The 12374-nt window shown below is 57.3% G+C and carries 11 protein-coding genes and 1 pseudogene; 5 read left to right on the forward strand and 7 right to left on the reverse strand.

Features of this window, described 5'->3' with window-relative positions; all coding sequences use genetic code 11:
• Nucleotides 1-59 precede the first annotated feature (59 nt).
• On the reverse strand, nt 60-2768 hold the full coding sequence (locus ACOTX4_RS05485) for a cation-transporting P-type ATPase (protein WP_045332429.1): 2709 nt from the start codon (nt 2766-2768) through the stop codon (nt 60-62).
• Between the two features lie 488 nt (nt 2769-3256).
• Here ACOTX4_RS05485 and ACOTX4_RS05490 point away from each other — a divergent pair, with 488 nt between their 5' ends.
• Nucleotides 3257-3505: a DUF1158 domain-containing protein gene (locus ACOTX4_RS05490; protein ID WP_003858875.1), complete on the forward strand. Its 249-nt coding sequence runs from the start codon at nt 3257-3259 to the stop codon at nt 3503-3505.
• On the opposite strand, the gene ACOTX4_RS05495 is transcribed toward ACOTX4_RS05490, so the two are convergent.
• Complete coding sequence (locus ACOTX4_RS05495; protein ID WP_045332430.1) at nt 3491-5059, reverse strand: alpha/beta hydrolase-fold protein; 1569 nt, start codon at nt 5057-5059, stop codon at nt 3491-3493. The two genes, ACOTX4_RS05490 and ACOTX4_RS05495, sit on opposite strands and share 15 nt — an antisense overlap.
• A 123-nt stretch (nt 5060-5182) precedes the next feature.
• Between ACOTX4_RS05495 and ACOTX4_RS05500 the strand changes: the two genes are divergently transcribed.
• Nucleotides 5183-7327, forward strand: coding sequence for a TonB-dependent siderophore receptor (locus tag ACOTX4_RS05500; protein WP_003858878.1), 2145 nt, complete (start codon nt 5183-5185; stop codon nt 7325-7327).
• Between the two features lie 106 nt (nt 7328-7433).
• On the opposite strand, the gene ACOTX4_RS05505 is transcribed toward ACOTX4_RS05500, so the two are convergent.
• Nucleotides 7434-7775, reverse strand: a complete 342-nt coding sequence (locus ACOTX4_RS05505) for a RamA family antibiotic efflux transcriptional regulator (protein WP_003858880.1) — start codon at nt 7773-7775, stop codon at nt 7434-7436.
• Nucleotides 7776-7807: 32 nt separating this feature from the next.
• The gene (locus ACOTX4_RS05510) at nt 7808-8911 is read right to left on the reverse strand and encodes a RomA family MBL fold metallo-hydrolase (RefSeq protein WP_045332433.1); all 1104 of its coding nucleotides are present in this window, start codon (nt 8909-8911) and stop codon (nt 7808-7810) included.
• Between the two features lie 191 nt (nt 8912-9102).
• Between ACOTX4_RS05510 and ACOTX4_RS05515 the strand changes: the two genes are divergently transcribed.
• From ACOTX4_RS05515 to nfsB, 3 genes are all read left to right on the forward strand, one after another.
• Nucleotides 9103-9693: a TetR/AcrR family transcriptional regulator gene (locus ACOTX4_RS05515; RefSeq protein ID WP_421635358.1), complete on the forward strand. Its 591-nt coding sequence runs from the start codon at nt 9103-9105 to the stop codon at nt 9691-9693.
• Nucleotides 9683-10051 carry an MmcQ/YjbR family DNA-binding protein gene (locus ACOTX4_RS05520; RefSeq protein ID WP_003858883.1) on the forward strand — a complete coding sequence of 123 codons (369 nt, stop codon included), beginning with the start codon at nt 9683-9685 and terminating at the stop codon, nt 10049-10051. Before ACOTX4_RS05515 ends, ACOTX4_RS05520 begins: the two co-directional genes overlap by 11 nt.
• 120 nt (nt 10052-10171) lie before the next feature.
• Entirely contained in the window at nt 10172-10825 is a 654-nt protein-coding gene (nfsB, locus tag ACOTX4_RS05525) for an oxygen-insensitive NAD(P)H nitroreductase (protein ID WP_003858884.1), read from the forward strand.
• Between the two features lie 36 nt (nt 10826-10861).
• Here nfsB and ACOTX4_RS05530 read toward each other — a convergent pair whose 3' ends face one another.
• The 3 genes and pseudogenes from ACOTX4_RS05530 to ACOTX4_RS05540 form a co-directional block, all read right to left on the reverse strand.
• Entirely contained in the window at nt 10862-11149 is a 288-nt protein-coding gene (locus tag ACOTX4_RS05530; protein ID WP_045332435.1) for a helix-turn-helix domain-containing protein, read from the reverse strand.
• A pseudogene (locus ACOTX4_RS05535) lies at nt 11130-11231 on the reverse strand (type II toxin-antitoxin system RelE/ParE family toxin); the annotation flags it as partial. The gene ACOTX4_RS05530 and the pseudogene ACOTX4_RS05535, both read right to left, overlap by 20 nt.
• A 191-nt stretch (nt 11232-11422) precedes the next feature.
• On the reverse strand, nt 11423-12292 hold the full coding sequence (locus ACOTX4_RS05540; RefSeq protein ID WP_003858886.1) for a helix-turn-helix transcriptional regulator: 870 nt from the start codon (nt 12290-12292) through the stop codon (nt 11423-11425).
• Between the last annotated feature and the right edge of the window lie 82 nt (nt 12293-12374).

Consider the following 12374-nt stretch of genomic DNA (forward strand, 5'->3'; position numbering starts at 1 on the left):
GGAGAGGGAGGTCAGGGTTCCCTCTCCCTGTGGGAGAGGGTTAGGGTGAGGGCAAAAAGTTATGCAGCCTTACGGAACCTGCGGGTCAGTCGCTTCTCGATTTCGACGACGAAGAACATCACCCCCGCCACCGCCAGCGTCACGAACCAGTAGCGCAGCGGAAGCGCTTCGGTGCCGAACAGCATCTGCATAAACGGCAGGTAGATGATCGCCGCCTGGAGCAGGAACAGCACGCCCGTTACCAGCCAGATCCCTTTGTTCGCCAGCAGGCCGCGGTTCAGGGAGAACCCTTCGGTATTGCGGCAGTTAATCATGTACACCCACTGGGCGCAGACCAGCATCTGGAGCAGCACGGTGCGGATGAACTCCGCGCTGTGCCCGCGCGGGGCCAGCCAGGCTTCCAGCGCAAAGGCGGCGATGGCAATCATGGTGCCGACGAAGGCCACGCGCCAGACGGCGTAGGCGTCCATTACGTGCTGCCCGGTCTGGCGCGGCGGGCGGCGCATGATGTTGCGCTCGGCGGCCTCGAAGGCCAGGCCGAAGGAGAGCGTGGCGGAGGTCGCCATGTTCATCCACAGAATCAGCACCGGCGTCAGCGGAATGATGTTCCCCGCCAGCAGCGCAATCACAATTAAAAGCCCCTGCGCCAGGTTGGTCGGCATGATGAACAGGATGGTCTTCTTCAGGTTGTCGTAAACGCGACGCCCCTCTTTCACCGCGCTGGCGATGGTGGCGAAGTTATCGTCCGTCAGGACCATGTCCGCCGCCTCTTTGGTGACTTCCGTGCCTTTGATGCCCATCGCGATACCCACGTCCGCCTGGCGCAGCGCCGGCGCGTCGTTCACGCCGTCACCGGTCATACCGACGATTTCGCCTTTATCCTGCAATGCTTTCACCAGGCGCAGCTTATGCTCCGGGCTGGTACGGGCGAAGATGTCATATTTTACCGCCGCTTCCGCCAGCTCGGCGTCGTCCATTTTCTCCAGCTGATAGCCGGTAACCGCCTGCTCGCTGTTGGTGATCCCCAGCATCTGGCCGATGCTCATCGCCGTCTGTGGGTGATCCCCGGTGATCATCTTCACGCGGATCCCCGCCTGCTGGCAGGCGTTAATCGCCTCAATCGCTTCCGGACGCGGCGGATCCATCATCCCGGCGATGCCGAGGAAGATCAGGCCGTGGCTCAGATCGTCGTGAGTCAATGCCTGCTCACCGTTCGCTGGCTTGAACGCCGCGGCGACCATGCGCAGCCCCTGACGCGCATAGCGCTCCATCTCCGTTTCCCAGTACGCGCGGTCAAAGGGTTGCGCACCGTTGCGGGTCTGCTGCTGCTCACACAGGGCGAAAATCACGTCCGGCGCGCCGGTGATCAAAATCTGCTCCTCACCGCCAATCTGGTAGTGGGTGCTCATGTACTTGTACTGAGAGTCGAACGGGATCTTGTTAACCAGCGTGGTCACGACCGGCTCGAGGTGGGCTTTGGCCGCCAGCACCTTCAGCGCGCCCTCGGTCGGGCCGCCGGTAATGCCCCACAGGCCGCGCTCGTCCTGAATCAGCTGGCTGTCGTTACACAGGTCGATGGTGCGCAGGTACTGCTCCAGCACGGTGCCCGGCTGGATCTGCACCGGCTCATCGCTGCCTTCGAGATAGATGTTGCCCACCGGCTCGTAGCTGTTGCCGTCCACGCGGTAGCAGGTGTCGGCGGTGATGATGGCTTTCACCGTCATCTCGTTCATGGTCAGGGTGCCGGTTTTATCCGAGCAGACCACGGTCATCGCGCCCAGGGTTTCAACCGTCGGCAGCTTGCGGATAATCGCCCGCTTGCGCGCCATCGCCTGTACGCCCAGAGAGAGGATGATGGAGATAATTGCCGGCAGACCTTCCGGTACGGAGGCGACCGCCAGGCTAATCAGGGAGAGCAGCAGCTCGCCCATCGGGATCTCGCGGAACACCAGGCTGAAGACAAACAGCGCGGCCATCATCGCCAGAATGATGGCGAAGATCGCTTTGCCCAGCTTGTCCATCTGCACCAGCAGCGGGGTGCGGTGTTTTTCAATGCCCGCCATCATCTGGTTGATGTGGCCGAGTTCGGTCTCCTGGCCCGTGGCAATGACCACGCCCACGCCGCCGCCCGCGCTGACCGTCGTACCGGAAAAGACCAGGTTCGTGCGGTCGCCCAGCGGTAATTCGCCGCTCAGCGGGTTCGTGTGTTTATCCACCACGGTGGATTCACCGGTCAGAATAGCCTCTTCCACGCGTAAATTATGCGCTTCGATTAAGCGCATATCCGCCGGAATACGATCTCCTGCGCGCAACACAATAATATCGCCCGGGACGATTTCCGTCGTCGGGATAGTTTCATGGTTGCCGTTACGAATAACGCGCGCCTCGCTGGAGAGCATATTGCGAATACTCTTCAGGGATTTTTCCGCGTTACTTTCCTGAATGTGGCCAATTAAGGCATTGATTACCGCCACGCCCAGAATAACCAGCGTATCAACCCAGTGTCCCATTACTGCCGTTAATACGGCGGCTGCCAGCAGGACGTAAATCAGGACATCGTTAAAATGCGCGAGAAAACGCAGCCAGCCCGGCTTGCCTTTTTTCTCCGGTAGCGCGTTCGGGCCATGTTTCTGCAAACGCGCCTGCACCTCGGCGCGGTCCAGGCCATTAGCCTGGCTCTGCGCCTGAGCAAGCACCTGCTCTACGGTCTGCTGGTACGCCTGCCCGCCTGCGGGTGGCATATTCTGCGAGAAATTTTTTTTGGTCATGGTATTTTTCCTTCAATATCCGGTGGACGGAAGCCGGAATTCCTTTCTGGCTTTAAATAATTCATTTTTAAGTCTTGCGGGTTAAATTGATCTACCGCAATATATTGACTACCCGGTTATTCAAAACTGATTAAAATTATTTCGACGCGTTGATTTTTACAAAATATTTCTAAACCAACACTAAACGAGGAGGAAGCATGTTTGGTATTTATCGCGGACGGCGTCTGGCGTTATACATTGTCGCAGCCATTGTTATTGCGACGTTAATTGGATATAGCACCTATAGCTTTGTAAAATTATTTTCGTGAGAAAGACGTTTATTTACATAACGCGATATTAATTTAATCGCCCCGAAAATATTATTTGTTTTCTGTTATTAATTCGCAGAATAACGGTGGCCTTTCACCCAATTTTGCCCGCGGGGATGATATTGCTTTACGTTTCAGGATGCCGGACAATGACATTTTTAACTGACGATTAACATTACGATGAAACACCCGTTAGAATCGCTGCTCACCGCAGGGGGCATTTTGCTGATGGCCCTGCTCTCCTGCCTGCTGTTACCTGCGCCGTCGCTGGGTCTGGTGCTGGCGCAGAAGCTGGTTCAGACCTTTCATATGGTCGATCTGAATCAGCTGTACACCATTCTGTTCTGTCTGTGGTTTTTGGTGCTCGGCGCCATCGAATTCTTTATCCTGCGTTTCATCTGGCGCCGCTGGTTTTCACTGGCGTCGTAAGCCAGTGAGATCGCGCATCCCGTGGATCAGCGCTTCACACCAGGCCGCGTAGTCGTGGCCGCTGGATGAGGGGTGGAAGCTGACTCGGTAGCCTTTTTTCCTCAGCACCTGTTCAAAATCCTGCGTGGTGCGATAGATGCCGCCGCCCGGCCCCGCGGTTTCAAACTTCCCGGCCTGTAACCAGAAGCGCACCGGATACGGTGGAGACTGTTGGTACTGACGCGTCAGCCAGCCCGGGGCGTCACCTTCCGGCGCCCACCAGTAAGAACCGGAAAGGCTCAGCACGTTGCCAAACAGGCGCGGATAGCGCAGCGCCACCCATGAAGAGGCAATTCCCCCGTAGCTGGATCCTGCCAGTACGGTTTTCTGCCGCTGCATGCCGATGCCCTTCCCCCGCAGCCACGGCAGCAGCTCGTGCGCCATAAAGTCAGCAAAATCCGGGTTCGGCGGCAGCTCGTTGCCGCGACGGGCGTGATCGAGGCTGTCGATAAACACCACGTTAATCGGCGGCAGGTGATGCCGGGCAATCAGACCGTCCAGCACGTTGGCAAAATGGTATTCGTCCTGATAAACCTGTCCGTCGAAAAGGATGAGCGTCCAGCGTGCAGGCTGTGCGCCGCGCGGTTGGTAGATCATCACGTCGCGGGCGTTGCCAAGGATGTGGCTGGAAAAACTCTGACGGCTCAACGTCCCGTGCACCAGCGGCTTTGCAGTGGCCTGAACGGAGCAATAGCGCGCCGGGCTGAGATCGAGCAGAGAAAAGCGATTCCAGCGATCGGTCTTCTGCTCCCCGAAGGTATTCGGGTTAAGCGGATCGGCCTGCGCGCTTACCAGGATGGCGCGGCGTTGATCGCGTGTGGAACCCTCGACGATCGGCACATCGGGCGCGAGCTTGTACTGCATTACCGTATCAGCGGGGACTACATAGCTGCGGAACCAGACGTCGCTGTTGCCCAGGCGGAACAGCGGATCGTGATCCCCCGCCGGAGAGCCGAGAATGAAGACGTTATCCCGCGCGCCGCGCCACAGAAAGGTCACGCGCTTATGGCTCGCATCTACCGGCTCCACCATCGGCGTTCCCTGTCGACGCTGCGCCTGCCAGAACGCCTCGGTACTTCCACCGGCAGAAATGACGCTTGCCAGCGCTTTCAGCGTCGGGCTTTCAGGCGCCAGCATCTGCACGCGTGGTAACGGAGAGGTCTCTTTCATCCGCCACTGAAAACGCCACGGCTTACCGGCTTCTCCGTGTAGCACCAGCGAGGTGTTCTGTTTCACCGGCAGGGCAAACAGCAGCGTGTGTTCCCCGTCCGCAGGACCATTTTCGATCAGCGTGCGGATGCGGCGGTTTTGCCCATCAAGCAGGCGCGCATCCGTCACGCCATTCAGCGTGGCGGAAACGTAGTTTTCACCCAGTTCAGGCAGGGAGAAGCAGACTTCGCCGCTGGCATCAAACTTTCCCTGAATATCGCCCTGCCGGGACGTCTGCTCGCACGTTGCCGCCACGGCGGGCAGCGCGCCGATCCCCAACAGCAACCCACTCCATACCCTCTTCATTACCGCTTGTTCCCCAACGAAATTTGTTAACAACGCTAATGCAAATGGTAATAATTTGCAATATCATCAACGGCGATTTACCGGTGCTTTTATGGCGATAGCAACCAAGGACGTTCAATAAAAATGTTTAAAAATAATAAGATAATGCGGCTCTGGCTACTGAGTCTGGCGACGACCAGCGTCGCGGCTCAGGCAGAAACGAAAGAAGAAACGATTACGGTGACGCAGGGCGTGAGTGAAGAGCCCACTGCGCCCGTAAAAGGCATTGTGGCGACGAAAACGCTCTCCGCCACCAAGACCAGCGCGGAGATCGTGAAGACGCCGCAGTCGGTATCGGTGATCACCCGCGATCAGATGAACATGCAGGACGTCACCTCCGTTTCGCAGGCGCTGCGCTACTCGGCGGGCGTGTTTACCGAGTACCGGGGCTCGTCTAACCGTAACGACGAGGTGTTTGTGCGCGGCTTTAGCTACGTGCCGAAATTCCTCGACGGCTTAAGCTTTGGCGCAACGGCCTCATCACAGACGGGCACAGTTGACCCGTGGCTGCTGGAGCGCGTGGAGCTGGTGCGCGGCCCGGCCTCGGTCCTGTTTGGACAGGTTAATCCTGGCGGGTTAATCAGCATGACCAGCAAGCGCCCGACGGCGGAGGCCATTCACAACGTGCAGTTCCGCACCGGCAATAACGATCTCGCCGAAGGTGCGTTTGATTTCGGCGGCAGGCTGAGCGACGACGGCCGCGTGCTGTATCGCGTGAACGGTATCGCCCGTACGCAGCATAATCAGGTGGACGATTATAAAGAGACGCGGATGGCGATCGCCCCGGCAATCACCTGGTACCCGAACGATCAGACCCGCTTTACGCTGCTGACCAGCTACCAGAAAGATCCGGATGCCGGATACCGCAACTTCCTGCCCGCGTATGGCACGGTGAAAAGTGCCGACGGGAAGTACATCCCGCGCGATTTTAACGTCAGCGATCCGAATTACAATCAATCCTGGCGCGAGCAGACGATGATTGGCTACGAGCTGGAACACCAGTTCGCCGACAACCTCACCTTCCGCCAGAACGCCCGTTACGCCACCATCAAGCAGAAATATCGTTATCTGGTTTACGCCAACAGCGCGGCCAACAGCACGGTGTTGACCCGTCGCGCCCAGCGTGAAGCGCGCACGACCAACGAATTTGGCCTTGATAACCAGCTGGAATATCAGCTGGAGACCGGAAGCGTCAGCCACACCCTGCTCGGCGGGTTTGATTACAAGACCAGCAAGGATAAACAGCTGCTGGCGCGCGGGAGCGGCTCACAGTATGACCTTGACTGGACAAACCCGGTTTACGGCGTGAACGTGGATGAAAGTACCTTCAAAACGGCGTCCGACGAGCAGCAAAATCTCGACCAGATGGGCCTGTATCTTCAGGATCAGATGAGCTGGAATAACTGGGAGTGGCTGGTTTCCGGGCGCTACGACTGGAGCGAAGTGCGTACCAGCGACTTCACCGATAACAGCGTTACGCAGCAGAACGACAGCAAATTTACCTGGCGCACTGGCCTGCTGTACGCGTTTGATTCTGGCCTGTCGCCGTACATCAGCTACAGCACCTCGTTTGAACCGAACCTGCAAACCAACCGTGCGCCGGGCGTTGCGCCCTTCAGGCCTACTACCGGGGAGCAGACCGAGATTGGCGTGAAATATCAGCCGGTCGACACCACGCTGATGACCCTGGCGCTGTACGATTTAACTCAGAACAACGTCGCGACCTATAACAGCGCTGAAGGCTGGTTCGAAAATGCGGGCAAGGTGCGTTCGAAAGGCGCTGAAGCGGAAATCCACGCCACGCTGATGGATAACATCAACCTGATTGGCTCCTACACTTACACCGATGCAAAAACCGAAAGCACCACGGTGGCGGGAACTGAAGGCAAAACGCCTGCGCGCATTCCGGCACATATGGCATCGGCGTTCGCCAGCTATACCGTTCCGGGCGGCGCGCTGAAGAGCCTGACCGCTGGCGTGGGGATGCGCTACATCGGCACCAGCTACGGCGATGCGAAGAATACCTTCAAGGTGCCATCGGTGGATCTGTATGACGCGATGCTGCGCTACGACCTGGGCGAGATGAACCGCAGCCTGAAAGGGGCAAGCGTGCAGTTCAACGTCAATAACGTGGCAGACACAAAGTATGTGGCGTCGTGCGCAAGCGATACGGCGTGCTTCTACGGGATTGGCCGGACGGTGACGGCGACGGTGAATTACAGCTGGTAAGCATGGTGCGGTCTGATCCCCTCACCCTAACCCTCTCCCCAAAGGGGAGAGGGGACGATTACGCCCTCGCCCCTTTGGGGAGAGGGCCGGGGTGAGGGGATGTTTTTCAGTGCGCCCGACCGTGGTTTTCTTTGCGGTACGCCCCGGGCGGCTGGTTGAAGGTGCGGGTAAAGATGCGGGTAAACGTCTGCTGCGAGTCAAACCCGTAGCGCAGGCAGATATCGTACACGCGCTCGTCTGACTCACGCAGATCGCGCGCCGCCATCAGCAGCTTGCGTTCGCGGATGTAGCGCCCCAGACTTTCGCCTTTGTACTGCATAAACAGCCGCTGTAAATGCCATTTTGAGTAACCCGCATGGCGGGCAATCTCTTCGATGCGTAACGGCTGGTGTAGGTTGTCATCGATCCATTCGACAATCGTATCAATGACCTGAGCGGAAATCGTCATACTGCTCTCCCCCTCTGCTTCTCGCTTAAACATTATTCCCACCACTCGCGAAATTGTTGCGTGGTATCACTCACCCGCACGGGCTCGCCCAGCTCCGGCGTCAGCAGCCGGTAGTTTTTATCCTTGCTGGCTTTCGCCAGCTGGATCAGTGGATCGTTCCAGGTATGTTTCGCCAGCACAAAACGCCCGTTATGTCCCGGTACGACCGCTTTGGCATTGAGATCTGCCGAGGCCTGCGCCGTTTCCGCCGGATGCATATGGATGTACTTCCAGTCCTGGTCGTACTGCCCGTTTTCCATAGTGGCTAAGTCCACTCCGCCAAACTGCTCGCCAATAGCCTTGAAGTGCGGGCCGTAACCGGAGTCTCCGCTGTAGTAAACCTTTCGCTCTGGGGTGACAAACATAAAGCTCCCCCACAGGGTCTGGTTACGCTTAATGCCGCGCCCGGAAAAATGGCGCGCGGGCAGAACATGTACCGTCAGCGCATCGCTGATATGCACCGACTGGTTCCAGTCCCGCTCGTCGATTATCTCCGGGGTCATCCCCCAGTAGCGCAGATGCGAACCCACGCCCAGCGGCGTGACCACGCGCTTAACCTTCGGCAGCAGCGCCTTGATGGTGGCGTAATCCAGATGGTCATAATGATCGTGGGAGATAATCAGCAGGTCGATCTCCGGCATGCTCTCCGCACGCCACGGGTACTCCCCCGCAAACGCTTTATTGAGAAACGAGAACGGTGCGGCGTAGCTACTCAGAACCGGATCGATCAGGATGCGTTTCCCTGCCAGCTGCATATACCAGGAGGAGTGGCCGAGCCACACCAGCGTGTCCTGTTCAGGCGACAGGCTCGCCAGATCGGTTTTCACCAGCGGCAGCGGCTGCGCAGGACGGGCGTTTTCGGTTTTACGGGTAAGGAACTGCCACCACGCCACCAGCATATTTTGTTTCCCGGTAAAGCCCGGCGTAGGGAGCGTGTTATGGAATTGCCCGTCGCGATAGTGCGGAGAGGCTTCCACTTCAGAGAGCTGCGCACCCTGCGGTGGCTGGCCAAATCCGGCATTCAGTACAAACGGTAAACTGGCAGCTGAAGCAATAATCATGACTAACACCACGCAGATGAATAGAGGCTTTTTCATTTCCTGACCCGCCTACGCGCCCCATCCGATGGTTTGCGCGGGTGATACTTGATTATGAGTGAGTAAGCACTCATTATAGATAGGATGATTACGCCGTCAAGAAGGTTTTCGATCTTTGACATTCCGCGTTGCAGCGTATCAAGGCTCGTGTTTCAATCAGGGCTTTTACAATTGACGGGAGGAAAAATTTAGTGGCACGTCCGAAGAGTGAAGATAAAAAACAGGCCTTACTGGAAGCAGCAACGGCTGCGTTTGCGCAGTCAGGTATTGCCGCCTCAACGGCGTTAATTGCCCGTAGTGCGGGCGTCGCTGAAGGGACACTGTTTCGCTACTTTGCTACCAAAGACGATCTGCTGAATGCCCTCTACCAGCATCTGAAGCAGGATCTCTGCCAGACCATGCTGGCGAATCTCGATCGCACCATCACCGAGCCAAAAGAGCATACCCGCAATATCTGGAACAGCTATGTGGACTGGGGCATTCGTAACCCCCTGGCGCATGCGGCTATCCGTCAGATTGGCGTCAGTGAAAAGCTGAACGCCGAAACCGAGCAGGCGGTGAAAGACATGTTCCCGGAACTGCATGAACTGTGTCGTCGTTCAATCCGCCCGGTGTTTATGTCTGACGAGTTTAAGACCTTCGGTGATGCAATGTTCTTATCGCTGGCTGAAACCACCATGGAGTTTGCCGCCCGCGATCCGTCCCGTGCCGTCGATTTTAAAGCGCTGGGCTTTGAAGCCATGTGGCGCGGGCTTGCTGAGGAAGATAACCATGGACAGTAAATCCTTGCAGGAACATGCCAGACGCGTCGCGCTGGAGATGCCTTTTACCGAACATTGCTGGCCGTTTGGCCCGGAGTATGACGTGTTTAAGGTGGGCGGGAAAATTTTTATGCTGATGGCGACCGCACACGGTCGGGCCCACGTCAGCCTGAAATCCGATCCGGAAAAATCGCTGCTCAATCAGCAGATCTACCGTGGCGTGGAGCCCGGTTACCATCTGAATAAAAAACACTGGATCTCCCTTTATGGCACGGACGACATCACGCCTGAACTGGTCACCGACCTGATTACGGATTCGTGGAATCTGGTCGTTGATAAACTGCCGAAAAAAGATCAGAAGTGGATTCGACCAGCCTGATTGTTCGTCTCAGACGAACAGAATAAGCGCTCGAATCGCACTTATCTTTTCCCGCTTCGCGCGGTAATCTGCTTTCCTTTCACGCCCGCCCGCGGGCGAATTTCATCACCAGGAGTTGTTATGGATATTATTTCTGTCGCCCTGAAACGCCACTCTACCAAGGCGTTCGACCCAGCCAAAAAACTGACCGCAGAAGAAGCGGAAAAAATCAAAACGCTGCTGCAATACAGCCCGTCCAGCACCAACTCCCAGCCGTGGCACTTTATTGTTGCCAGCACTGAAGAGGGTAAAGCGCGCGTGGCAAAATCCGCGGCGGGCACCTATGTGTTTAACGAACGCAAAATGCTGGATGCCTCTCACGTAGTGGTGTTCTGCGCGAAAACCGCGATGGACGATGCCTGGCTTGAGCGCGTTGTCGATCAGGAAGAGGCTGACGGCCGTTTCGCCACGCCAGAAGCAAAAGCCGCGAACCACAAAGGCCGCTGCTATTTTGCCGACATGCACCGCGTGGATCTGAAAGATGACGACCAGTGGATGGCGAAGCAGGTTTACCTGAACGTCGGCAACTTCCTGCTGGGCGTGGCCGCGATGGGCCTGGATGCGGTACCCATCGAAGGGTTTGACGCCGCGATCCTCGACGAAGAGTTTGGCCTGAAAGAGAAAGGCTTCACCAGCCTGGTGGTGGTCCCGGTCGGGCATCACAGCGTGGAAGATTTCAACGCCACGCTGCCGAAATCTCGCCTGCCGCTGAGCACGATTGTGACTGAGTGCTAAGCGCTTCTGGCACGCCGGCTATCGGCGTGCCCGTTTTCAGTAAATCGTTATCTGCGGATGCTTTACCCCGCACACCAGCGCATAACGCGTTAATGTATCGAGACTCGCCCGGGTAATATTTGCTTCCATTCGTGATACCGTCGGTGCGCTGACGCCCATCCGCTCCGCCACCTGGGCGCGCGTCAGACCAGCATGATTGCGCCATTGCGCCAGCATCTCCTGCAGACGCTCCTTGCGCTCTTCTGCATCAAAGGAAGCCTGAATTTCTGAATCGCTTAACAGTTCAGCTCTGAGTTCATCCCAGTCAATAATCTTCTTGCTCATCCAACATCTCCTGTTGTCGTTTCAGTGCCAGACGGAGTTCAGCAGAGGGCGTTTTTTGCGTCTTCTTGATAAACATCCGCAGGCAATGAGAGGATCTCCTCTCTGACTGCCGCATGAACGATAAGTCTGAACACTGTATTTCATCCCTGATAATATTAGCATGTAAGGCAATTTGCATTAAAGGCTAATTTTGCCTTTCGTTATTCACCTTACCAACTTATTCCAGGCAGGACCGGAGCAGCGTTGATTCCCTGAAAGCCCCTCGCAAAAAATTTATATCCCCTGCTCCGCCAGCCACGCCATCGCCCTCTCCCCTGCCTCATCCACGGGTAAATAGACCAGCAGCCGCGATCCGTTTCGCGGGGCGGAGTACCAGTACATCTGCTGGAGATGAAAATCCCCCAGCTCGGGATGGGTGAACAGCTTGAGCTGGTTCTCCACGCCGCGCACGTCGTTACGCTGGTGCCACAGGGTTTTGAACTCTTCGGACACCGCAAAAAAACGCGCCAGCTTCGCTTCCCAGAGCGGGTCGCCACGGTGCTCAGCCATTGCCGCGCGGAAGTAGGAGACGAAAATCGGCAGCACGTCGTCACGTTTGCCGAGCCGCGCGCGCCACGCCGGATGGGTGAGGAACAGGTAAATACAGTTGCGATCTTCCGGCGGGATAGCGTTGAAATCGACGCCCATCAGGTGTCCGAAGCTGTCGTTCCACGCCACGATATCAAAGTTCGGTTTCTGAATGCTGGCGGGTTTCGGCATCAGGGTATCCAGCAGGCGACGCGTGCCTTCGCTGATCCCCTCACAGCACACCGCCTGCGGGGCTTCGCCCGGCGGCAAACCGGCGAGCACAAAAAGATGCCGGGCTTCGGTCGGGGTGCATTGCAGCGCTTTTGCGATGGCGGCCATCACCGCGCTGGACGGATTGACGTCCCGACCCTGTTCCAGCCAGGTGTACCAGGTCACGCCGACATCCGCGAGCATCGCCACCTCTTCCCGGCGCAGGCCCGGCGTGCGGCGGCGACCGCTGCGCGGTAAGCCGAGGCGCTGCGGATCGAGGCTTTCGCGCCGGGCACGCAAAAACGCGCCCAGCTGCTTGCGGGTGTCATCCTGGAGAGAGGTGACAGGTTCAGACATCAGCGCCATAACATCTCCTGCATGGTAGTGCCAGTACCAGTATAAGTAAGAACTGGTACCCGTTTATCAGATGGTTGATGCTACGACTCTA

Origin of the sequence: Enterobacter cloacae complex sp. IR5459, from assembly GCF_049238005.1 — a bacterium.
In the GTDB taxonomy this organism is placed as follows: Bacteria; Pseudomonadota; Gammaproteobacteria; order Enterobacterales; family Enterobacteriaceae; genus Enterobacter; species Enterobacter hormaechei_C.